At 59.7% G+C, this 23452-nt stretch carries 24 protein-coding genes; 19 read left to right on the top strand and 5 right to left on the bottom strand.

Annotation, left to right across the window (positions count from 1 at the left end):
- The 9 genes from GJR99_RS15870 (at position 1) to GJR99_RS15830 (ending at position 8152) form a co-directional block, all read left to right on the top strand.
- Positions 1 to 189, top strand: a complete 189-nt coding sequence (locus tag GJR99_RS15870) for a P1/P2 acidic ribosomal protein (RefSeq protein ID WP_151114036.1) — start codon at positions 1 to 3, stop codon at positions 187 to 189.
- Positions 186 to 2213, top strand: a complete 2028-nt coding sequence (locus GJR99_RS15865) for a type II secretion system F family protein (RefSeq protein ID WP_151114035.1) — start codon at positions 186 to 188, stop codon at positions 2211 to 2213. Before GJR99_RS15870 ends, GJR99_RS15865 begins: the two co-directional genes overlap by 4 nt.
- Positions 2214 to 2696, top strand: a complete 483-nt coding sequence (locus GJR99_RS15860; RefSeq protein ID WP_151114034.1) for a DUF7287 family protein — start codon at positions 2214 to 2216, stop codon at positions 2694 to 2696.
- Positions 2693 to 3325, top strand: a complete 633-nt coding sequence (locus GJR99_RS15855) for a DUF7288 family protein (protein WP_151114033.1) — start codon at positions 2693 to 2695, stop codon at positions 3323 to 3325. The genes GJR99_RS15860 and GJR99_RS15855 overlap by 4 nt, the downstream gene beginning before the upstream one ends.
- Entirely contained in the window at positions 3313 to 4299 is a 987-nt protein-coding gene (locus GJR99_RS15850; protein WP_151114032.1) for a DUF7261 family protein, read from the top strand. The genes GJR99_RS15855 and GJR99_RS15850 overlap by 13 nt, the downstream gene beginning before the upstream one ends.
- The gene (locus GJR99_RS15845; protein ID WP_151114031.1) at positions 4292 to 4750 is read left to right on the top strand and encodes a DUF7266 family protein; all 459 of its coding nucleotides are present in this window, start codon (positions 4292 to 4294) and stop codon (positions 4748 to 4750) included. Before GJR99_RS15850 ends, GJR99_RS15845 begins: the two co-directional genes overlap by 8 nt.
- Positions 4743 to 5456, top strand: a complete 714-nt coding sequence (locus GJR99_RS15840; protein ID WP_151114030.1) for a DUF7289 family protein — start codon at positions 4743 to 4745, stop codon at positions 5454 to 5456. The genes GJR99_RS15845 and GJR99_RS15840 overlap by 8 nt, the downstream gene beginning before the upstream one ends.
- A gap of 246 nt (positions 5457 to 5702) precedes the next feature.
- On the top strand, positions 5703 to 6326 hold the full coding sequence (locus tag GJR99_RS15835; protein ID WP_151114029.1) for an RAD55 family ATPase: 624 nt from the start codon (positions 5703 to 5705) through the stop codon (positions 6324 to 6326).
- Complete coding sequence (locus GJR99_RS15830) at positions 6323 to 8152, top strand: DUF7289 family protein (RefSeq protein ID WP_151114028.1); 1830 nt, start codon at positions 6323 to 6325, stop codon at positions 8150 to 8152. The genes GJR99_RS15835 and GJR99_RS15830 overlap by 4 nt, the downstream gene beginning before the upstream one ends.
- A 10-nt stretch (positions 8153 to 8162) precedes the next feature.
- On the opposite strand, the gene GJR99_RS15825 is transcribed toward GJR99_RS15830, so the two are convergent.
- Entirely contained in the window at positions 8163 to 9665 is a 1503-nt protein-coding gene (locus GJR99_RS15825; protein ID WP_151114027.1) for a cobyric acid synthase, read from the bottom strand.
- A 189-nt stretch (positions 9666 to 9854) separates the two neighbouring features.
- Here GJR99_RS15825 and GJR99_RS15820 point away from each other — a divergent pair, with 189 nt between their 5' ends.
- From GJR99_RS15820 to GJR99_RS15790, 7 genes are all read left to right on the top strand, one after another.
- Positions 9855 to 11471 (top strand): long-chain-fatty-acid--CoA ligase, encoded by a 1617-nt coding sequence (locus GJR99_RS15820; protein ID WP_151114026.1) that lies wholly within the window; start codon positions 9855 to 9857, stop codon positions 11469 to 11471.
- Between the two features lie 187 nt (positions 11472 to 11658).
- On the top strand, positions 11659 to 12240 hold the full coding sequence (locus GJR99_RS15815; protein WP_151114025.1) for a nitrous oxide reductase accessory protein NosL: 582 nt from the start codon (positions 11659 to 11661) through the stop codon (positions 12238 to 12240).
- Between the two features lie 152 nt (positions 12241 to 12392).
- On the top strand, positions 12393 to 12917 hold the full coding sequence (locus GJR99_RS15810; RefSeq protein WP_151114024.1) for a DoxX family protein: 525 nt from the start codon (positions 12393 to 12395) through the stop codon (positions 12915 to 12917).
- A 186-nt stretch (positions 12918 to 13103) separates the two neighbouring features.
- The gene (trxA, locus tag GJR99_RS15805; protein ID WP_151114023.1) at positions 13104 to 13445 is read left to right on the top strand and encodes a thioredoxin; all 342 of its coding nucleotides are present in this window, start codon (positions 13104 to 13106) and stop codon (positions 13443 to 13445) included.
- Between the two features lie 86 nt (positions 13446 to 13531).
- Complete coding sequence (locus tag GJR99_RS15800) at positions 13532 to 14881, top strand: FAD-dependent oxidoreductase (protein ID WP_151114022.1); 1350 nt, start codon at positions 13532 to 13534, stop codon at positions 14879 to 14881.
- Positions 14882 to 14975: 94 nt separating this feature from the next.
- A complete protein-coding gene (locus GJR99_RS15795; RefSeq protein ID WP_151114021.1) occupies positions 14976 to 15206 on the top strand; it encodes an AbrB/MazE/SpoVT family DNA-binding domain-containing protein in 231 nt (76 codons plus the stop codon).
- On the top strand, positions 15207 to 15581 hold the full coding sequence (locus GJR99_RS15790) for a type II toxin-antitoxin system VapC family toxin (protein ID WP_151114020.1): 375 nt from the start codon (positions 15207 to 15209) through the stop codon (positions 15579 to 15581). It begins immediately after the preceding gene.
- 327 nt (positions 15582 to 15908) lie between these two features.
- Here GJR99_RS15790 and GJR99_RS15785 read toward each other — a convergent pair whose 3' ends face one another.
- From GJR99_RS15785 to GJR99_RS15775, 3 genes are all read right to left on the bottom strand, one after another.
- Entirely contained in the window at positions 15909 to 17006 is a 1098-nt protein-coding gene (locus tag GJR99_RS15785) for a Gfo/Idh/MocA family protein (protein ID WP_151114019.1), read from the bottom strand.
- Between the two features lie 485 nt (positions 17007 to 17491).
- Positions 17492 to 18076, bottom strand: a complete 585-nt coding sequence (locus GJR99_RS15780; protein WP_191967161.1) for a YdeI/OmpD-associated family protein — start codon at positions 18074 to 18076, stop codon at positions 17492 to 17494.
- Between the two features lie 225 nt (positions 18077 to 18301).
- Positions 18302 to 19228, bottom strand: a complete 927-nt coding sequence (locus GJR99_RS15775) for a DUF1028 domain-containing protein (RefSeq protein ID WP_151114018.1) — start codon at positions 19226 to 19228, stop codon at positions 18302 to 18304.
- A gap of 151 nt (positions 19229 to 19379) precedes the next feature.
- On the opposite strand from GJR99_RS15775, the gene GJR99_RS15770 reads away from it, so the two are divergent.
- The 3 genes from GJR99_RS15770 (at position 19380) to GJR99_RS15765 (ending at position 21846) form a co-directional block, all read left to right on the top strand.
- Positions 19380 to 19631, top strand: a complete 252-nt coding sequence (locus tag GJR99_RS15770) for a hypothetical protein (protein WP_151114017.1) — start codon at positions 19380 to 19382, stop codon at positions 19629 to 19631.
- A gap of 58 nt (positions 19632 to 19689) precedes the next feature.
- Positions 19690 to 19842: a DUF7837 family putative zinc-binding protein gene (locus GJR99_RS17530; RefSeq protein WP_191967160.1), complete on the top strand. Its 153-nt coding sequence runs from the start codon at positions 19690 to 19692 to the stop codon at positions 19840 to 19842.
- Positions 19843 to 20031: 189 nt separating this feature from the next.
- Positions 20032 to 21846: an acyl-CoA dehydrogenase family protein gene (locus tag GJR99_RS15765; RefSeq protein WP_151114016.1), complete on the top strand. Its 1815-nt coding sequence runs from the start codon at positions 20032 to 20034 to the stop codon at positions 21844 to 21846.
- A gap of 237 nt (positions 21847 to 22083) precedes the next feature.
- On the opposite strand, the gene GJR99_RS15760 is transcribed toward GJR99_RS15765, so the two are convergent.
- Positions 22084 to 23334 carry a M24 family metallopeptidase gene (locus GJR99_RS15760; RefSeq protein ID WP_151114161.1) on the bottom strand — a complete coding sequence of 417 codons (1251 nt, stop codon included), beginning with the start codon at positions 23332 to 23334 and terminating at the stop codon, positions 22084 to 22086.
- Positions 23335 to 23452 lie beyond the last annotated feature (118 nt).

The following is a 23452-nucleotide window of genomic DNA, read 5'->3' as shown; positions in this document are numbered from 1 at the left end:
ATGGAGTACGTCTACGCGACCATCCTGCTCGAATCGACTGGGACCGACGTGACTGAATCGTCGCTCACAGCAGTCCTCGAAGCAGCAGGTGTCGAAGTCGACCCAGACCGAGTCGCTGGCGTCGTCGAGACGTTCGCAGTCGGTTCCGACGTCGCGACGGTCACAGATGTGGCGGAGGCGTCGCGATGAGTCTCGAACCAGGAAGAGTCGACGACGAGTTCGAATTCGGTGCGCTCGACGCGTTCGGTGATTGGCTCTTGCCCCTCACTCGGCACGTCTTCGTTCCCGACAGCGAGTTCGTCACGAAACTCGAACGCAAACTCGCGGAGTCGCGGATGCCCGACACGGTCGAACTCTACCTCTCTCGAGCGGTCGCTATCGGATTCCTCTCTGGCGTCTTGCTGTGGCTGTTTGGCATCTTCGCAGGGTACGCACTGTTTGCGACGGGTCTCGTCTCGCCGACGGCGTTTTCAGCGCCGACGTTCGGCATCTTCACGATCGACGACGCGACTCGGGCGTTCTTGTTGACGCTCAAAGTCCCGTTTATCGTCTTCCTGACTGGACTCCTCTTCGGGACGTTCGGCTTCGCGACGGCGTTCGGCGGGTTAGTGACGGTTCCGTTTACTCGCTCGTCGGCGCGACGGCGTGAAATCAACCTGCTTCTCCCCGACGTCATCTCGTTCATGTACGCGCTGTCGGTCGGCGGGCTCAACCAACTCGAGATTCTGGAGTCCGTCGCCCGCGCCGACGACACCTACGGCGAGGCCGCACGAGAGTTCCAATCTATCGTCTGGGAGACCGAGTACTTCGACACCGACTACCGGTCTGCGATTCGCGAACAGGCCTCGGTGACGCCCAGCGAAGAACTGAGTCAGTTCCTCGTCGACATGCTCTCTATCATCAACAGTGGTGGCGACCTGACTCGCTTCTTCGACGACAAGCGGTCGAAGCACATGCGAACCGCGCGGAACGAACAGGAACTGGCGCTCGACACGCTGGAACTGTTCGGCGAGATGTACATGACCCTCTCGCTGTTCCCCCTGCTCCTCGTCATCATCCTCGCGGCGATGAGTCTCCTCGGACAGGTCCAAGACTTCATGCTCTATCTGACCGTCTACGGCATCTTGCCGCTTCTCGGCGTCATGTTCCTCGTGATGCTGTCGACAGTTCGCCGCGAAGACCCTGGGTCGGGCTACCTCCGTCCCGAGGACGACTCGTACTACGTCGCCCACGAACACGAAGGGCTCACCGACGTCGGACTCGTCGAGCGGTTCATCGGAACCTACAGCATCTTCGACCGTATCCACGACTACGAAGGAAGCCACGAAGCGGTCGCCATCCTCACGCGCCCGCACCACTTCTTCCGCGACCACCCACTGTACACGCTGGTCGTCACGATTCCAGTGTCGGCCGTCCTCGTCCTCCTCGCGATTGGAAACGGTGCTCCCTCGTCGTGGAGTGAGATTCTGGCCAACCCCGTCGGCGGCACGATTCTCTACCTCTACGTCCCGCTGTACATCGTCTTCACGCCGTTGGCGATATTCCACGAGTGGAACGTCCGGTCGCGCCGTGCCGTCTTGCACAACCTCTCGGATAACCTCCGAAAACTCTCGAGTGCGAACGACACGGGGCTGACGCTCCTCGAATCGATCAAGACTGTCGCGGAGACGACGCCCGGAAAACTCGCTCGCGAGTTCGAGAACATGTACGCGAAAGTCGACTACGGCATGAGTCTCGAAGAGTCGTTACTGGAGTTCAACAACCGCTATCACCTCCCGCGACTCGCCCGGACGCTCAAACTCATCATGAAGGCACAGGAGGCGTCGAACCACATCTCGTCTGTTCTCTCTGCGGCCGCACAGGCCAGCGAGAATCAAGACGACATCGACCGCGAACAGAAGACTCGCACGCGGATGCAGGTTGTCATCATCGTCATGACCTTCCTCACGCTGCTGGCGGTGATGGCCATCCTCAAGACGCAGTTCATCGACGTGATGAGCAGACTCTCGGCCAACGCCTCTGGCGCGACCAGCTTCGGTTCAGGCGTCAACACACCGTTGCTCTCGCTTCTGTTCTTCCACGCGGTGACGCTGCAGGCCATCATCTCCGGCGTCATCTGCGGGTACATTCAGGAAGCAGACGTTCGCAGCGGCCTCAAATACGTCGTCGCGATGCTCACCGTGTCGCTTCTCGTCTGGACGGTGGTGGGGTAGATGACACTCGGTCTCCGTCTCATCCAATTCGGTGGCCGCCCACCACGCGACACACGCGCACAGACGGGTCTCGACTTCGTCGTCGGCGTCGGGTTGTTCTTGCTCGTCCTCGGCTTCCTCGTTCAGTTCGTCCCCGGAATGATTGCGCCCTACAGCGACGACGCAGAACTTCCCGTGGTCGCAGAACGAGTCGCGACGCAACTGACAGAGGTACACCTCGGAAGCTCGACGGCCCCCGGCGAACTGGACGCAACCGACACAGTCGCGTTCTTCACTGGGAGTAACCCGAACTCACTACTCGCAGAACTCGAAGACGATGGCTACTCGGTGAACGTCACAGCCGAAGGCAACGTCGTTGGAGCCCCAACCAACCCTCTCACAGTCGGTGAAACCCCACCCCAAGACGGCTCTGTCGCAGTCGTTCGCCGCGTCGTCTCCATCGAAGGCGAAGACGTGCTCTTCACAGTGAGGGTGTGGCGATGAACGACCGTGGACAAGCCTTCACTGTCGAGGGTCTCGCTGCAGCGATTCTCCTCCTCGGCACACTCGTGTTTGCCTTACAGGCGACGGGCATCACCGCACTTTCGGCGGGGACTGCCGGTGGCGCAGCGGAACTGCAGCAGGCAGACCTCGCTCGGGGTGTCCTCTCCAACGCAGTCGCCTCTGAGACACTGAAACCGTCGCTCCTACACTGGAACGACTCGTACGTCGGCACCGACGGCAACGGCACGTATCACGGTACCGGTGACGATGGGTACTACGTCGCAGGGATGCCGACGGCGTTCGGGGCTTCGCTCGACAGGACACTCGCAGACGCGGGATACGCCTACAACGTCAACGTCTACTACTACAACGATTCGACCGCCGCAGACAACGCGACTGTCGTCTCCCGCCCGCTCGTCGAGCAGGGAACGCCGAGTGACGACGCGATTCGTGCGGTTCGAACGGTGACGCTGTACGACGACGACGTGCTGTTCGACAGCGGCGAAAACTCGACCGACACGACGCTCGCGGAGGCGTGGAACAGTTCGAGTTTCTACATCCCCGACGCGTCTCTCAGTAGTCCGGTCTACAACGTCGTCCAGGTGGAGGTGGTCGCATGGCGACTCTGAGCGCGATTCGACGTGACGACCGAGGGCAACTCCTCCTCGTCGGGGCGTTCATCCTCGCCATCCTCCTCGTCGCACTCGCGATGGTGCTCAACGCCGCCATCTACACCGAGACGTACGCCGCGCAGGGGAACGACCGGGCCGACGTGTTCGATACGGTCCAGTACCGTGGCGACACCGAAGGCGCACTCGAAGGTCTCGTTGCGACCGTCAACGACAGACAGTACATTACGAGAAGTGACGCTAGAGCCAACCTCACCGCTGGTATCGGCGACTGGGACACCATCAACGCCCGCGAACAGGCGGCAACTGGGCGGGCGACGTCGCTCACGTTCGACGAGAGTGATATCCACGTGCTGACGAACGTCTCACAGACGAACGACAGTCTGTCGTTCACCAACAACTCGACCGAACCTGACTGGGCGGTTGTCGAGAACGTAACCGACACGCAGTCGTTCACGCTCGCTGTGGCCCCGACCGACGTCGGAATCACCGAGGCTGACAGCAACGACACCGCAGTCCTCGAATCGAGTGCGTTCCACGTCGAAGTCGTCAACAATTCGACGACGTGGAACGTGTACGTCTTCCAGTGGTCGTCGAACCTGACTGTCGCCGTGGAGTCTTCCGATTCGCCCGGCTTGGACACGTACAACACCACGTACACATCTGGTGAACTGGTCGAACTGAACTTCACCAACGCCAGTATCGATGGGACCGATGCACCGATTCTGCAGTTCTACGGCGACGTCTCGGGTGAGTACACCCTCAACTTCTCGAACGGCGACAACGCGACGGGGAACTACACGCTCGTCGTCGACGGTGACGTGGTGACCCCAGACGACTACTCCGACGACCCTGCCGCTGGCCCGACAGCACGTGCCGTCGTCACTCAACTCGACGTCACCCTTCGATACGAGATGCAGAATCTCAGCTACGAGACGCCTATCAGCGTCACTGGAGGTGCTAACGATGTCTAACCGATTCACGCAGTCCGACCGCGCCGTCTCCTCGACGGTCAACTACATTCAGGTCCTCGGCATCGCAACCTTGCTCATCTCGGGGTTGGTCTTCGTCGCGGCCGACGTCGTCACCGACCAACACGACCGGGCGACGACGGAAGGATTGACCATCGTCGGGACACAACTCGCGGCGGAACTCGAAGCGACCGACGTGCTCGTTCGTTCTGCCGGCACCGATGGATACGTCGAGCGAACTGTCGACCTTCCGACCGTCTCTGGCGGGAGTTACTCGGTTGCCATCTCGGGGACTGGTCCCGTGTACAACCTCACACTCACGACCACAGAGTCTGGTCACTCGGTGACGATTCCGTTCGTCTCGAACACGACTGTCGATGCCCCAACGCCCGTCGAAGGCGAGACGCTCCGTCTCGTCTACAACGGCAGTTCCATGGAGGTCAGAGATGACTGACGACCGAGGCTCGAGCGAACTCCTCTCGTTCGTCCTGGTGTTTGCACTCGTCATCAGCACCGTCACGTTAGTGTTCGCACTCGGCTACCCAGCACTCCTCCACGTGCAGGACGTCGAGCGCAGCACCAACGCCGAACGCGCGATGACGACGATTGCTGACACGATGACCGACGTCACGGTCCACGGTGCACCGAGTCGGGCCACCGAAGTGAAACTCTCTGAGGCGAGTCTGTCCTTCGGAGACCCGGTGACGATAACTGTGAACGGCGAACAGAGGGAGATTCAATCGCTCGTCTACGAGAGGTCAGACGGAACACGTCTCGTCTACGTCGGGGGAGCCGTCTTCCGCGAACAGGCTGACGGTGGATTCGTCGTCGTCCGCGAACCGGAACTCGTCGCGTCCGGACTCGATGACACGGTCGTTCTGGTCCCCCTCACGACGTCGGCGTCCTCGACGGATGCCGTCGCCGGACAGACCGACGTTCTCGTCCGACTCGAGCGCGGGAGTACTCAGACGGTCACCACAGACGGAGATGTGACCATCGAAATCGACTCGTCGCACTCCAAGCTATGGTACGACTATCTCGTCGCACAAGGTGGGAACTGTGGTTCACCCCCGCTCGACGATTCCTCGCCGGTTACCTGTACCATCGACGCCGACCGCTCGTCGGTCACGTTCGTCGAGGTCCACGTCGAGTTGGAGTGAATCGCCCACCATCGCCTCGGTTTTTGGCGCAACCGATATCACACTCGCCTCGTTAGGACTGTCTTATCGCGTGATATGTAGACGTTAGCGAAACTCACGCATCCAAACCGATTCTGTCGGGTGTGACTAACGAAGCGTCATACACGCATACGTACGTTCGAATATGGCGCTCACTTCGTTTTCGTGCCGGGTCGCCGTCGACGCGACGACTCCCGACGCGACGCTTCGCCCGCAGAGGTGGGGTGGATGGTGACCCGACTCTCCACCGGTATCGACGTTCTCGACCAGCTGCTCCTCGGCGGGATTCCGACCGGGAGTCTCGTCGCCATCGTCGGCGCACCAGCGAGTCAGTCAGAACTGTTCCTGTACGAACTGGCGGCTCGAAGGCCGACTCGGTATCTGACGACCGAACGCTCGCAAGCGTCGGTCGAAGCTGTTCTGAACGCACGCAGACACGCTGATTCGGTCAACGTCGTGCAGGTGGACCTTTCGGATAACGCGTCGGGTGTTGGCTCACTCGTCGACACGATTCCCAACGAGACGACGCTCATCGTCGACCCTGCAGACGCGCTCGAGCGACTCGACCACTGGTCGTACGTCGAACTCCTCCAGCGACTGAAGACGCGGATGGTCGAGACGGATGGGGTCGCCGTGTTGCACTGCCTCGACGGAGTCAACCCTCCCGAAGAACGCGATACGACGCTCTACCACGCCGACGTGGTGTTCGCTCTCTCGACGCGTATCGACGACGACGAGATCGAAAACCGTCTCGCCGTCCCAAAGTTCCGCGGCAACCGCGCACTGAACGAAACCATCCGACTCGACATGGGTGAGCGAGTCGTCGTCGACACGAGCAGGAACATCTCATGAGTCCGTGGCGCGGTGGTGGTGCGGGGCGTCGCAAACCGAAGTCCAACCCTCGAGTCCCGTGGCTCTACGCTGTCGTTCGGGATACGACGGCACAGTCCGAAGGGCTGGCAGTCGTGTTGATGCTCTCGATGGTCCTCCTCGGGACGTTGACGGTGCTCGTCGTCGGTGGTGCTGCCATCGGTGACAGTCGGCAGAACGTCCAGATTTCGAAGGCTGAACACGCCATGCGACAACTGGATGTCGGCACGAGTTCGGTCGTCTTCGACAACGCCGACCGGTCGAGTGTCGAGTTAGGTGTCGCCGCTGGTGACGGGCAACTCCGGACGACCGACGACGGATGGATTCGCGTCGAGATTCAGGACGCCGACACCGACTTCGCGTCGGAAAATCGGTCACGAACCTTCCAACTCGGCACAGCCAGCTACCAGAACGGCGACACCACCGTCGCCTACCAAGGTGGTGGCGTCTGGCGGTCTGACGGCAACGCGACTACGATGGTCGCTCGTCCAGAGTTCCACTACCGAAACGGGACGCTCACGATTCCTGTCGTGAACATCACCGAGTCGAACAGCCTCTACGAGGACGTCGAAGTCGTCGAGACTGCCTCGTTCGAGCGGTGGTACCCCAACGCGACGGACGGCCGACCGCACAAACTCGAGAACTCGAAAGTCGTCGTCACCGTCCAGAGTGAGTACTACGAGGCGTGGGGGCAGTACTTCGAAGACGAGACCGACGGCATCGTGACCTACGACCACGCACAGCAGACGGTGTCGGTGAAGTTCCTCGCGCTACCATCGACGTTCTCGATTCAGAACGGTATCGTGGCGACGTCGGGGACAGGGTCGCTCACACTCGCCGGGACTGGTGCGTACACCGACAGTTACGACTCCACGACACCAGGTGGGTACGCTGTCTCGAGAGGTGAGAACGGTGACATCGCGGCCGTCGGTGACGTCACCCTCAAAGGGAACTCCTCTGTCTGGGGCGACGTCTACGCCGGTGGCACGGTTACGATGACGGGAGGTCCGACGCTCAACGGTGACGCCAACGTCATCAACGAGACGAGAGACTACGACCCGAGCGGTTCGTACACCCACAATGGGAACGTCGCCGAGATAGAGGGTGTCGCAACTATCGAACCAATCGACGGATACGTTCGCCAGCAGGTCGAGGCGATTCGCGTCTCCAACGACAACGTTGGCCACCCCCAAATCGACAACGGGACACACCGACTCGTGTTGACGTCTGGCGACTCAGGGGCCATCGAAGCGGGGTCGTACTACCTGACTGACCTCACCCTGAGCGGGTCGAAACTCACACTCGACACCACGGGCGGCGACATCACGCTCGCTGTGCGCGATTACGTCTACATGGAGAAGTCAAAGGGCAAACTCGCAGAGATGGACGTCTACGGTCCTGGTAACGTCACTATCCTGATTCTCGGTGAGTCGTCCAACCCGAACGGATACGACTTCCAGATGACACAGGGGACGTCCGTCTCTGTCCCGAACGACGAATCACCACGACTCCGAATCTACGGAACCTCGTCGTTCGACGCCCAAATCAAGGGGGACAGTTCACCAATCAACGTCTACTTCGTCGGCCTCATCTACGCACCGGCCGGGACCGATGGAACTGGTTCGGTCAACATTCGCCAGGCAGAGGTCTTCGGCGGTATCGTCACCGGGTCGCTCTACGTCGACCAGTACGGAGCGGTCCACTACGACGAGGCACTTGGAATGATAGATCTCCCGCGCTCCCCAACCGTCTCACGTCTCGAATACCTCCACGTCGGTCACCACCAAGTGGCGATTCGTGAGACCTGACGATCAGGGTCTACACTCCTCCGATTTCGAGAATCTGTTCGACATCGACGTGCGTCTCGATGAGTGCGGCGGCCCGCTCGTACGGGTCTGCTGTCTCTGCGCCTGCTTCTTCGTCTGGTCGTTTTCGCCCGGTGTGTTCGTACACTGCATCCACGAACGCCTCCTGCGGTGCCTCGTTTGCGAACAGGTCGTGGATGTACGTCCCAGCGACCTGCCTAACTGCGCTCCCGTCACCTGCGAGTCGTTCCGCCTCTCCGACGACGCGAGTCGTCCCTTGATGTATCTCGTATCCCTCTACGACGCCAGACGCTCCGGCGAGTGGGCCTGCTCCCTCGAACTCCACTGAGACGGCTTCGACTCGCTTCTCGGGCGAGAACGTCGTCACCGTCGGCAAGTAGCCGAGTCCGTCGACCGTCTTGCTGTCTCCCGTCCCTTCGATATCGGCGTCGTCGATTCGCTGTCCGAGGAGTTGATAGCCACCGCAGATACCGACGATTGGACCGTCGAACTCGTCGAGTTCGTCGTCGAACCCTGCCTCGCGAAGCGCGAGAAGGTCGTCGACGGTGTTCTTACTACCGGGAAGGACCACGCCGTCGATGGTCGCCAGCGACGCACCGAGCGGGAGGTACGACACGCGCACCCCCGGAACATCGGCCAGCGGTTCGAAATCTGTCGCGTTCGAGATGCGAGGGAGGCGAGGGACGCCGATGGTAATCGACTGTGAGTCGGGCACGCCGTCGTCGTCACCGATAGTCAGCCACTCACCCTCCGGTGGCAACGAGAGACTGTCCTCTTCGGGGAGGCCGGGGTCGTCGTACGGAACGACGCCGAGGACGGGGACACCGGTTCGGTCCTCGAACGCGTCCAGTCCCGATTCGAGGAGGCTGGGGTCGCCGCGGAACTTCGTGATGACCGCGCCGACGACCTGCTCTCGGAGGTCCGACGGAAGCAGTTCGAGCGTCCCGACGAGACTGGCGAAGACGCCACCCCGTTCGATATCGGCGACGAGGAGGATGTCGGCGTCGGTAAAGCGTGCAGTCTCGACGTTCGCCAAATCCCGGTCGTGGAGATTAATCTCCGCAATCGAGCCTGCACCCTCGGCCACCACGACGTCTGCGTCGGCGGCGAGTCGGTCGAACGACGCTCGTGCGGCGTCGCGGGCGCGGTGCCAGTCGTCTGCGTAGTAGTCGCCGGCGGTGTTTTTGCCGATTGCTCGACCGTGGACGACGAGTTGGGACGCCCCGTCGCCGTGAGGTTTGAGCAGAACGGGGTTGTGGTCGGTCACTGGCGTGACTCTCGCGGCGCGTGCCTGCACGTACTGCGAGACGCCGATTTCACCGAACCCGTCGCCGTCCGAGATTGCCACCGCACGGGCGTTGTTACTCATGTTCTGTGCTTTGAACGGGGCGACGACGAGGCCGCGGTTCGAAAAGAGGCGGCAGAGCCCCGCCGCGACGGTGCTCTTCCCGACGTGACTCGCGGTTCCTGCGACGAGGAGGGTCGGCGTCGTCATTCACCGTCCAGGAGGGCCGGGCGGTTGATAGGTGTTGAGTTCGCCATCGCGTCGGCGCTGTCGAATCTTCGAGCACTCGATAACCGAACGACGGCGCGACACCCACTATATTTGGGGCTCTAGGTTATGTCGCCGAAATGTTGCCGCAACTGGTGCGTTTAGTGTACTCCACGAACCGGTCTTTCACGAATGAAAAAACAGTTGCTCGTGACGGACTTCCTGGATAGAGCGCGAACGTACTACGGTGACTACGAAGCCATCGTCGGCGTGAACGGTGAGCGATTCACGTACGCCGAGTTTGGCGCGCGCGTGGACCGATTCTCTGCGGCCTTGCAGTCCCGTGGTCTCGGAAAGGGTGACCGCGTCGCCGTCTTGGACCCGAACACACACTACCACCTCGAAGCGGCCTTCGGGTCGATGCAGTGTGGCGCGATTCACGTCCCGCTGAACTATCGGCTTACTCCAGACGATTACGAGTATCTGCTCAGTGACTCCGGGACGGACGTGGTCTACGCCGACTACGAATACGCGAGCAAAATCGAGGCGGTGCGCGACGACGTGCCCGCAGAGGTGTTCGTGACGAACGACCCCGCGGCGGTCGATGGCGATTGGATTGGATTCGAGGAGTTCATCGACGAAGCAGACGCAGACGACTACGAGCGACCGGAGATGTCCGAAGACGACATCATCACCATCAACTACACCTCGGGGACGACCGGTGACCCGAAGGGCGTCTGCCGGACGCACCGGACGGAGTCACTCCACGCACAACTCGTCACGATTCACCACCACATCAGCGACGACGACGTCTACCTGTGGACGCTCCCGATGTTCCACGTCAACGGGTGGGGCCACATCTACGCCATCACTGGCCGCGGTGCCAAACACGTCTGCACCCGTGGTGTCGACGCCGGACAGGTGTTCGACGCGATTACCGAAGAAGACGTCTCGTTCTTCTGCTGTGCGCCGACCGTCCTCTCGATTCTTCGAGAGTACGCCGAGGAGAACGACCCCGCGTACACAGGCTCGAACCCGATTCGCGTGACGGCCGCCGGCAGTGCCGCACCGAGTGCGACGATTCGCTACACCGAAGACGAGTTCGGGTGGGAGTTCACCCAACTGTACGGTGCGACCGAGACGGGACCACTCATCGCAACCTCCGACGCACGTCGTCTGATTCCGGACGAAGGCGGCCTCAGGTTCTCGCTGAAACAACGACAGGGTGTCGCACCGCTCGGCACGGACCTCCAGGTCGTCGACGAAGACGGAAACGAGGTTCCGCGAGACGACAGCACCATCGGTGAGGTCGTCGTGCGCGGTAATCAGGTGATGCAAGAGTACTGGAACAAGCCAGAAGAGACGGACGAGGCGTTCAACGACCGTCGCGAAGGCTGGTACCACACGGGTGACCTCGCCGTCGTCAACGAAGACGGGATGATCTCCATCCAGGACCGCAAGAAGGACATCATCATCTCCGGCGGAGAGAACATCTCGTCGGTCGAGTTGGAGGACGCACTCTTCGACCACGACGCTATCGGCGACGTGGCAGTCATTCCTGCACCATCTGAGAAGTGGGGCGAGACGCCGAAAGCGTTCGTCGTCCCTGCGAATGGCGACGTCGAAAACCCCGGCGTCACCGCCGAAGAACTGACCGACTACACCCGTGAGCGTCTCGCCGGATACAAAGTCATCCGCGAGTTCGAGTTCGTCGAAGATATCCCGAAGACAGCAACGGGGAAGATTCAGAAGTACGAACTCCGCAAACGCGAGTGGGACGACGAAGACCAGATGGTCGGTCAAGGGTAAACGTCGACGCCTGTGAGAGGCCGCAGCCCTGGCATTCGATTGGAAAATAGTTTGCTCACAGAGCAAGACTGTTTTTGCGAGCTGGATCAATACTCTCGAATCTGGTGTTTTATCTGGGTTGACTTCTATGTAGTATTGCGGTGATTGAACCAGTCTGCTTTTCTCGCAACGTCGATTACAGTCGAGTATGGACGACGAAGCCTCTGACGTTACGCCGACGAGGCGGGCGTATCTGACACTCGTCGGGTTCACTACGACCACTGCACTCGCTGGGTGCCTCGGCGGAGATACCGATGGCGACGTTCCCACCCCGATCGCGTTGACCGGGAACAAGCAGTGCGACGTCTGCGGGATGATGATCGAACAACATCCGGGTCCAGTCGGTCAACTCTTCTACGCGGGCAACTCGCCGGAAGGCCACGACAATCCTGCGTGGTTCTGTAGTGCGTGGGAGACGTTCGCCTACAATTTCGACCGCACGAACGAGGGGTGGAACCTCGTGGTCGGCTATCTCACCGACTACAGTGCCGTGGACTACGAACTCGTCTTCGACGGCGGGGCGACGTTCATCTCTGCTCATCTCGAGTCGGAGGCGTTCGGCCGGATGGACGAGTTGTACTACGTCGTTGGAACGGAGGTCAAGGGTTCGATGGGGAACGACCTCGTCCCGTTTTCCGACAGGAACGACGCCGAAACGTTCGCTGAGGAACACGATGGACGCGTCTACGAACTGGGCGATATCTCTCGGGAACTCGTCGCGCAACGCTGACGAATCCAGCCGTCCGTTGTCTCACCGTAACACGCCAATGGGTATCGATTCTCACACACGAGTATCGATGATTCTCGATTCCCTGGATTCGGAAATGACGCTCTCTTTATATTCTCTCTGGGGTCGACTGTTCAGTTGTAAGGTGAACTAAGATGACTCAAACTAGCCAGATAGAAATCCTGGGCAACAGAATGGACTTCGACTACTCGCAGGGCGTCACGGGCTACTTGCTCGTTCTCGTCCGTATCATCACTGGATACTGGTTCCTCAACGCGGGGATGGGTAAGCTCCTCGCGCCAGAACCGTTCAGCGCTGCTGGCTGGCTGATGAACTCGAGCGGACCCATCAGCGGGTTCCTCGCGTGGGCGGGCTCCACCCCGTGGATGCTCGAATTCACGAACTTCATGATTCCACTCGGTCAGACCCTCATCGGCCTCGGCATCCTCATCGGAGCACTCACCCGGCTCGCCGCCTTCTTCGGTGGCTTCCTGATGGTGTTCTTCTACCTGGGGAACGCCGACTGGGCGCACGGCTACGTCAACGGTGACCTGTTCGGCCTCCTGATGTTCGCCCTCATCGGCACCCTCGCCGCGGGCCGCATCCTGGGCCTCGACACCATCATCGAGAAGACGGAGTTCGTCCAACAACGCCCGTCGCTGAAGTACCTCCTCGGCTAAACGTGGACGTACTTTCTCTCTTCCTCCTCCCACCTTGTGAGGTGTGTTGAGACGAGTACCGCGAGAGACCACGAGAGAGTGCTGCTATTTCTGTGAACACTGTGCAACTGAGCCGATTCCCGGTCGTGTAGAATTGCTATTTTCAAACAATACTGTTAAGACGACGGAGCGAATACGGTCCCGTACATGTCCGACACGGAACTCGCAACTGACGAACCAATACACGTCGAATCTGTGGAACACTTCAAGGAGGTCGTCGGCCGCGACGGCGTCGTCCTCGTCGACTTCTACGCCGACTGGTGTGGTCCGTGTAAGATGCTCGAACCCATCGTCGAAACACTCGCAGCGGAGACCGACGCCGTCGCTGCGAAAGTGGATATCGACGAGTTCCAGCAACTCGCTAGTGCGTACCAGGTCCAGAGCGTCCCGAACGTCGTCTTCTTTGCCGACGGTGAACCGAAAAAGCGCGTCGTCGGGATGCGCGGTGAAGACGTCCTCCGTTCGGTCATCGACGAACTCTCCTCGTAATTTCGTTGCGACGGTGCCGCCCGATTTACTAGTGCTCTTGTAGAATAAGGGCAATATATTAACGGCTCCTCTGAGAAGATGTGGGTATGGACCCGATAGTCATCGTCGGCGGTGACGCCGCAGGGATGAGCGCGGCGAGTAAGTTCAAGCGTGAACACCCTGAGCGCGACGTTATCGTCTTCGAGAAGGGCGAATACGTCTCCTACGCCGCCTGTGGGATGCCCTACTACATCAAAGGTGCCGTCGAGGAGTTCGACGACCTCCTGCAAGTCTCACCCGAAGCGTTCATCGAAGACCGTGACATCGACCTGCGACTCCACCACGAAGTCGTCGGTATCGACACGGGTGCTCACGAAGTGGCCGTCGACGGACCTGGGGGTTCGTTCACGCAATCGTACGACCAACTGCTCATCGCAACTGGAGCGCGAGCTATCGAACCCCCGTTCGACGGGATGGAGTTAGACGGTGTTCACACGCTTCACAGTCTCGACAGCGCGAAAGCCGTCCACGACGTGATGGAGAACCAGTCGCCGTCGGCAGTCGCTATCGTCGGTGGTGGGTACGTCGGTATCGAGATGGCCGAGGCGTTCGACGCGCACGGCGTCGACGTTCACCTCTTCGAGATGCTGCCACACGTCCTCGCACCCTTCGGTGAGATGGTCGCTGAGCACGTCGAAGACCACCTGCGAGACGAAGGCATCGAACTCCACCTCGAAACGGCAGTCGATGGCTTCGCGGGCGACGATGGCACGCTCGAACGCGTCCTCGTCGGTGACGGCGCGTTCGACGTCGACCTCGCCCTCGTCGGCGTCGGCGTGGCACCGAACGCAGAGCTCGCTTCCGACGCCGGTATCGAACTCGGTGAGACGGGTGCTATCGCAATCGACGAGTTCGGACGAACGAGTGCAGACGACGTCTTCGCCGCCGGCGACTGTGCCGAATCACGACACGTCGTCACTGGTGCGCCCGACTACGTTCCACTCGCACTCACCGCCAACCGGGCCGGGCGAGCAATCGGGCAGACGATGGCCGGCGACGAGACACCCGTCGGGGATATCGCTGGAACGGCCGCCGTGAAAGCGTTCGACCTCGAAGCCGCACGCACGGGTATCATCGACGAATCGAAGGCCCGTGAAGCCGGGTTCGACCCGGTGAGTGTCACCATCGAAGCGTCGTCGCGCGCTCACTACTATCCGGGCGCGAAGCCTATCCATATCACGATGGTCGGAGACCGCGATTCGAAACGAGTTCTCGGTGCTGCGATGGTCGGCCGTGAGGGCGTCGCAAAGCGAATCGACACCGTCGCTGCCGCGCTCCACACTGACACGACCGTCGGCGAACTGGAGTACTTCGACCTCTCGTACGCGCCGCCGTTCAGTCCGACGTGGGACCCAGTGCTCACGACGGCAAAAGTGCTGAACGGGAAACTCGACTGAGCGACGCGCTGACGCGCGTTCGGCGTAGTCGGTTGTGTGGGTATTCGAACGAATCTAGGGAAATTTCTTGTGCGTACCCACTCTATTCGAGAGTATGTCCGAAGTAACGCTGGATGGCCGAGGGCGCCTGACGCTCCCAAAAGAGATCCGAGAGCGCTACGGTGACCACTACCACATCGTCCAGCTTCACGACGGTATCAAGTTGATTCCAATCGAGGACGGCCCGCTCGATGCCCTCCGTTCTGAGTTCGCAGACGTCGAGAAGACGGCGGAAGAACTCCGGCAGGAAGCACGTAACGCAGCACTAGACGAGGCTGGACGCTGAATGTACGCGGAGACAGACTTCCTTCTGGCACTCATCAAGGACGAAGACTGGCTTGGTGACGCCGCAGAGGCAGTATACCGTGACCATCGGGACGAACTATGGACCTCTCAGTTCACTCTCGTCGAACTCCTCATGGTAGCATACCGTGAGGGGCGAGATACAGAGCGAGTCGTCACAAATGCCGCTGCTCTGTTGGAAGTCCGTGGTGACGTGGATACCGTCGTCGCAGCAGCGACCTACGTCGAAGACCACGGGTTCACACCGTTCGACGCACTGCATCTCGTCGAATCAGGTGGTGATACTATCGTTTCGAGCGATGAGACGTACGAATCGTTTGCTCCACGACTCGACCTGAAGGCAGTCCAAGACGACTGACAGCGTTTCACCGGACGTGCTGCATGTGTAGTTTCGACTTCGTGGAAGGACTACCGTTCCAATCGTCGTCAGACGCTGTCTGCTAAATATAGAGGCTGTATGCAGCACCGATTGCTGGTCGGTTTCACGCTCTCAGGGCTGATTCAGGCGTTCCTCCTCTTCTCGGACCTCGTCAATTACGCAGGAGAACATCTTTCTGTCGCCGTCTTCCTCGCCGTCTCCCACGTCAGAAAACGTCCTTCGTTAGTTCCTGACGGACGGTCTGCTTGCCTCCATCGTCGTCAGCACCCTCTGTTTACAGTCGTCATCATCAGTGGCCTTACTGCACTAGACTAACTTGATAACGCGACCTTCGTCCGAAGATTGCTGGATCGCGTCAAGAAGTTTGTGCGCCTCCAACGCATCCTCAAAGCTGGGAGCAAACGGTTCCCCTTCTTGAATCGCCTCTGCCATACGTACATACGCCTGTCCCACGTTCTGTGGTGGGCCAGATGGTACCGATGCTGGCACTAATCGCAGTCGCTCAGGAATTGGCAATTCAACGAGCGGTTCGTCGCCTTGAGCACCAACAAGTTTGATTGGCGTGATCTGGGGTAGCCCCTGGGCCGTTGCAATGATTGTTCCCTTACTACCATAAACAGCCATCCGCCACCCGTCTCCATGGAATGGAACAGCTGATAACTGGTAAGACAGAAGTGCGCCATTGGTGAGTACGCCGTTGATAAGAACGTTGTCGGCTGCTTCTGCATCAACCATCTCACCAGTGTCGACCATACGCAACTTCTTCACTCGTGTTGTGACCCTGGCTGAAACCTCAGCCAGTGACCCGAAACAATACGCAACGTAGTCGAGCGTGTGTCCACCAATGATCGTCATCAAATGGGCACCTCGGTGGACCTCACGCTCGTATTCCGCGCGAGAGGGGCGGTCAGGGGTACTCGTTCCAAGGAACGTCATCTGAACGGAATGGATGTCGCCTAACCAACCTTCATCACATAACTCTTTGATGTAGGTAAGGGAAGGATCGTGGCGCCCTTGAAGCCCAATTGCTGTGACAACATCTTTAGCGTGTGCGAGTGCCGCCATCTCCTCTGTTTCTGCAAGACTTGCACCGAGCGGCCACTCACAATAAACGTGTTTTCCAGCGTTTAGTGCTGGCATCACGACTTCGTAATGGCTTGGTATGTTTACAACAGCCGAGACGATGTCAATGTCTGGTTGCGCCACCAGTTCATTGACATTATGATACGCACGATCTACACCAAATGCTTCTGCGGCAGCGGCAGCCGATTCGGGACGACTTGTACAGAGTGCCACCAACTCAATCTGTTCTATTTCGTGCAATGCAGGTATATGAGCGGCTGGTCCCCAGCCCCTGCCATCGGCGTCTGCCCCCACCAACCCTAACTTTAGTTTGTTTGCCATACAGTTTACTTTCCGAGATACTGTTCACTCTCCTACGAGAAGAAGATGTGTACCCACTGATATCCTACGTGACAGTGTAGTATTCTAATTCCTATTCGCTCAGGAGGGCTGCTGGCGGTTCCGAAACGGTCGGGCGGGCGTTCCGCAATACAGAGAGCCGCCAACTCACCGATTGAGCAGGATTGGAACGCGAAGAGGTTCCCGTCGTATTCTCGCTCATTATCGGTCGACTCACCGTCGATTTCGACTATTCGTTCGTGACCAACTTGCGCTCTCTATGAAGCACACTCACCGCGACCTCACCGAGCGCTGTCAGGAGCAACGCGCTGAACTGAGAGGAAGTACAGAGCAAGAGCGATTAGTACAGGGTGCGTACTGGACGACCGTCTTTGGTGACCAAAGCCGTAACTCTGTCCGCAATGGTGACGAGATGGGCCAGGAGAAGAGAGATCTCTTGAGGAACGGTTACCTCTGAAAAGGCCACATCATAGCCGCCGCTTGCTGTTCTCGTCGTATGCTCGGAGGCCCTGCGCCGCGAGTTCGACCGTTCGTTCGATGCGCTTTTGCTTCGTCTCGTCCGTCTTAGCCTCCTCAACGGCCGCGATGAAAGCATGCTGGTCCGTGTTTGAGAAGTTCTGAAAGTTTTCCCAGGCGGTCTCGTTCTCACGTAGCGCCACCTCGAGTTCGGCCGGGATTTCGGGGTCGTCGCCGACCCGATAGGCAGTCGCCCACTCGCCCGACTCCTTCGCCGCTTCGACGAGTTCCATTCCCGCCGAAGTCATCTTCCCCGCTTCGATCATCGCTTCGACGCGTTCCTTGTTCGCCTTCGACCACTTGCTGTCGGGAATCCTGGGCGTGAACCGGCGGGTGTACGTCTCGTCGTCGATGCCCTTGACCAGGCCGTCGATCCACCCGAAGCAGAGCGCTTCCTCGACCGACTCGCCGTAGTCGATACCGGATCGTTCGGCGCCGACCTTGTAGTAGCCGACCCACAGCTCCGCGACTGTACCGTGGTGCTCTTCCAGCCAGCTACGGAACTCGTTTCGAGAGTCGAAGAATATTGGGTCCATGGCTCAAGAATGATCTCGTCCGTTTATAATCATACTCCGAACGTGGGCGCCAGTGAGGCTTCTCAGAGGATTGAATATGGGTTCATGACTTCGGTAACGCCTTCGCTTGTACTGACCGCTCCGACCATCTCTTGGGATAACGATCTCGTGCTGAATTCGCGCCCTCTATTCAGCACGGCCTCGACGAACTATCACCGATAGAGGAATCCAACAGCGCCGCGTCCCTTATTTTCGCTCCAGGCGCGAGAGGCCGTGCCAGATGGCTTCGACGAGTTTGTCTTCCCCGTCGCCGTCGGCGTCGCTCCACCCGCGAGCGATGGCGTCTTCGAGGACCGAAAGCGAGTGGTTCTCGAAGTTGTTCATCCCACGGAACGACTCGAGGGCGTCGCGGGCCGCCTCGTCGAACTCGCCGGTCGGCGTCTCGTCGTAGAATCCGAGGTCCGAAAGCGTCTCACAGACCGCGTCGGCAGTCTCACCCGAGAGTAACACCGTCTCGTCGGGTTCCTCGCGTTCGAGGAGGGTGATGTCGTAGAGTTTGAACACACGTTCGAGTTCGTCTATCGGGTGTTCGTGGTCGTCGACGCGGACGTCCACCCAGCGGTCGTTGCCGCCGTCGTACCCGCCTTCGGGTTTGGCGATGTACATCGCCGCCGACTGCTCACCGCGTTTGTCGCCACCGGCGTCGTTGCCGGCGTGGAGGGCGGCGAGCAGGCGTTCGGGTAACCCACCGTCTGTCGTCTCGAAGGCTTCCGCCATGGCGTCGAGCGTCTCTTCGTTTTCGAGGATATTTCCTTGGACGGTGTAGGTTGCTCCCTGAATGTCTCCCGCCACGTCGAAACAGTCGTCGCCTGTGAACGCGGCGACACTCCCGTCTTGGCCGACGATACCGACCTGTCTGCTGGGGGCTTCGTCGTCCGCGTCGGTGAGTCGTTCGACGACTTCTTCGGCGGTGTCACCCTCTCGAAGCAGGTCCAGTCCGTCGGGACCGTAGGCGACGTTCGCGAAACTCTGTGTCGCAACCGCCCCGGCGTCGGCACTGACGAACGGGACGACAGACCCGACACTGATGAACTTCGACTGGACGGCGACGCCGACGGCGTTTTGGTCCGGGTCGCGGGCGACGATAGAGAACGTGGATGGTCGCGGTTGCATGTGTGAACTGCTCACCCCGAGTTTGGATAAGCGTTGACGTTGGTGGTGGGTAATGGCCGACAGCAGTGACCACCAACAGTGACCGAGACTGCGGTGAGAGTGTGCTCACTCTCCCAGAAATAATATCATAATTGACATCCTAATCGACACTATGGCTGGCGATAAAGTGAGACGACGCCTGGCCGTCGCTTCTCTCCTCTTTCTCGTCGTCGTCGGGGCGGGTATCGGCGTCTGGAACTACCAAGACGTTCGGGCGTGTCACGACATGTACGACGACGACCCGTCGGTTATCGTCGAGTGTGAGGATTCGTTCACGGACGTCGTTCGTGGAGTGTCGGTTCTCAGCGTCACTGTGGGGTGTGTCGGACTGATACTCACCGTGAGACGCGGGAAACGACTATAGCGACGGCCGAACTATATCGAATCCACGTGACTCAGGACCCACGTGTCCGGAGCAAACTATGAACAGTGATTCGTCGACCATCGGCCGATGCCCAGAGTGTGGTGCCGAACTGAGTCCCGGACAGAAACTCATCGAGTTCGAAGAGAGCGAGGGGACGACTGGCGTGTTCGCAGAGTGCTACTCGTGTGACGAAGTCGTTCGCCCCGAGTAACTCCGCAGTCCGTCCAAATTGTCCGTCTCTCTGTCCGTGGCCCCCCACTCGATAGTGACCGGTCTGTCAACTTCTCGACTCTCGGCAGATGTGAGAAACTGGGTTCCCTCGTGTTGGCAGCGAAATCTCCTGACAATCTAACTGTAGTTCCAGAATACATTTACAACGCATCGTGATTCTAGATACCATATGACAGATACACCGTTCGAGTACGGTGCGTACGAAGAAGGACGCCACGTCAACTACTGGCGTCTGGACCCTGCACTCCGAGCGGAGGCCCAGCGTGTCTATCCTCCCGACGAGTTCGCGTGGGCCAAGAGTCGCCTCGACGAGTTTGGGGAGCTCGTCGGCGACACCATCGCGGACAATGCTGACGTCGTCGACGACAACGGCCCCGAACTCCACACCTACGATAGAGATGGGCACGTCCAGAACGTCGTCGAATACCATCCTGCCCAGTACGAAAACGACCGACTCACCTACGAATCCGGTATCGTCGCGGACGCGTTCGACCCACCTGCCGGCCGAAAGGAACCACTCGGTCTGGTTCACACGCTCACGATGCAGTTGATACTCTCGTACGTCGACACCGGATTCGTCTGTCCGGTGTCGATGACCGCTGGTGCGGCACTCGTCTTGCGGAATCACGACACCGACGGCGAACTCGACGACTACTTCGAGTCGCTCACGAGTCGCTCGCACGAGTCTCTCATCGAAGGTGCGATGTTCCTCACCGAGAAACAGGGTGGGAGCGACGTTGGGGCAGTCGAAACCGTCGCAGAACCGGTCGAGACCGAATCTGCAGACGGCGACCAATCTACCGAACCGCTCCCAGCAGATACCGACGGCGGAGCCGTTCAGACCCGAACGTACGAACTCACCGGTGAGAAGTGGTTCTGTAGCAACATCGACGCCGAGGGGACACTCGCACTCGCACGCCGGCCCGGTGCGCCAGACGGAACTGCTGGCCTCTCGCTGTTTCTCGTCCCGAATCGAACCCGTGACGGCGAACTGAACGACCAACTGTACCGCCGCCTCAAGGACAAACTCGGGACGATAAGCGTCCCGACGGGCGAAGTCGAGTTCGACGGTGCGGAAGCGTACCTCGTCGGCGAACCCGAGCGCGGGTTCAAGTATATGACGACGATGCTCAACTGGGAGCGAATCACCAACGCGGTGGGTGCAGTCGGCATCGTGGGCCGTGCGCTCTTGGAGAGCAAAATCAAGGCGGCAAACCGTGACGCCTTCGGGAACCCCGTCCAGGAGCACCCGTTGATGAAACGTGACCTGTTCGAGATGACTGTCGAGTACGAAGCGGCGCTCGCTTTCTCGATGGAGGCCGGGAAGTGGTTAGACCGGTACGAACGCGACCACGACGACGACGAAGCGTATCGGTTGATGCGGACACTCACCCCGATTGCGAAATATCGAACTGCCCGGATGGCCGTCGATACTGCGTCGTACGCGATGGAGATTCAAGGCGGGAACGGATACGTCGCCGACTTCGTGACACACCGACTCTACCGAGACGCGCAGGTGCTTCCAATCTGGGAGGGGACGTCGAACATCCTCGCACTCGACCTGCTCCGGACGTTCGAGCGTGAGGCGGCCCACGAACGACTGTTCCCGTACATCGACTCCCTCCTCTCGTCAGTCGAACACCCACTCTTCGACGACCTCGTGGACGCCGTCACCGACGAACTCGAATCGCTGAAGCGAGCGCTTGCCACTCTCGCCGAGGCAGACGACGAGTACGCACAACACGAGGCGAAACGACTCGCAGACTACGTCTTCGACGTCGTGACTGCGAGTCTCCTCCTGTCGAACGCTCGACGAGAACTCGATGCCAGCAACGACGCTCGCAAAGCAGTCGTCGCACAGTGGTTCGTCGAACAGACGCTCGGAGATAGTCGCGGACGAAGTATCACCGACGGCGAGGCCCTCCCGCTGCAATACTTCGATGCTGTGGTCAGACACGCGTCGCTCGATGCAGACGCGTTTTAGGAAAAATCAACTTTCTGACTATTACTATTGCGAACTGACTACGACGCAGACGTGTGATGATGTCGAAAATACGGTCGCTAGATACACAACGATTACAAATTTTACAATTTGTAAAAATTGTAGCTTCTGACTAACGCTCGTTCGCTACTGAACTCGTATCGGTGGTGACACTTCTGAATGACTGGACTGACGGCCAAGAACGACAGCGAAGGGCTTGGGAGTGTGTCCGATTTCAGGTCAGTGGTCGACGACGGTAATCTCTTCGACGGGCCACTGACTGAGCAGTTCGACGCCGTCGTCGCGGACGACGACCATCTCTTCGACGCGGACTCCTTGTCTCCCGGCCGGTTCCTGCGTCTCGACTGCCATCGTCATCCCCTCTTCTATCTCGATTGGGTGGTCCGGTGAGAGGCCACGCCAGATGAGTGGGACTTCGTACAGTTGGAGTCCGAGGCCGTGTGCCCAGTGGTTCGTCGTCATCTGCCAGTGTTCGTCTGCACCGTACCAGTCGGCGTGTTCGCCCTCCATGTCCGGGAAGGCCATCGCAATCTCGTCTGTCGTCTTCCCTGGTTCTATCTCGTCGAGGACAGCGTACAGGTTGTCCCGTGCAGTCTCGTAGGCGTCTTTCTGTTCCTGGGTCGGTTCTCCCATCGAGAACGTCCGGTAGTAACACGACCGGTAGCCGAGATAGCCGATGTTGTAGAAGTCGGCGTAGACGAGGTCGCCGGGCCGAATCATCCTGTCTGTGGTGTTCGCCTGGTGTTTCGGCCACGTGTTCGGTCCGGAGGTGATGTAGCCACCCTGTGCCATCGCGCCGTGTCGCCAGAGTTCGCGGACGGCGTCACCCCACACCTCGGACTCGCGTTTGCCCGGTTTCGCGTTGTCGACGATGGCTTGGAACCCTGCCTCACAGATTGCGGCTACCTGCCGGAGACATTCGATTTCGTCTTCGGTCTTCGTCTTTCGGGCGTCTTCCATCACGCGAGCAGTTTCCGCGGGGCGAACGTCGACACCCTTCGACTCGAAGGCGTCGAGGAGGCCGGCGTTCCCGGAGTCGATTCCCATCGGTTCGTTCGACAGGTCGTACTCGTCGAGGGCGTCGACGACTGTCTGGGCCATCTTGTCGATGAGGAACGACCGGGCAGAGTCGCGACCGGAGGCACGCGGGACGTTGCCGAGTCCTGGGCACGCGTAGCGAATGTCGTTCAGCCACGGGCAGTTGTACTTCTGGTTGCTCGCGTGGTCAGCGGTGTCCCAGTGGACGACGTCTCCGTCCTCCATGAGGAGTGAGTAGTGGTCCGCACCCGACCCACCCGTCATGGCGAGGCCGGTCACGTAGCGGATATTCGGGTCGTCGATGAGGAGCATGCTTCCGAGCCCGGCGTCACGCATTCGCTCGAGGGCGCGTTCTTTGCGCTCCTCGCGCATGCGTTTGACGTCGATTCGTTGTTCCCAGTCGACGGCCATCGTGCCGCGGGTGCCACTCATGAACTCCCGCTCGTGGAAAGGCATGATAGTACCTCTCACGAACATCATATTAAATTGTTGTAGATGGTGCCGACGTTGCCGAGACACGCTCCGTCACACGTGCCCATACCTCATGCTT

The sequence above is a fragment of the Haloferax marinum genome, assembly GCF_009674625.1.
Taxonomy (GTDB): Archaea; Halobacteriota; Halobacteria; order Halobacteriales; family Haloferacaceae; genus Haloferax; species Haloferax marinum.
Note: the sequence above shows the minus strand (reverse complement) of the source record. Positions and strands in the feature narration are given on the sequence as shown.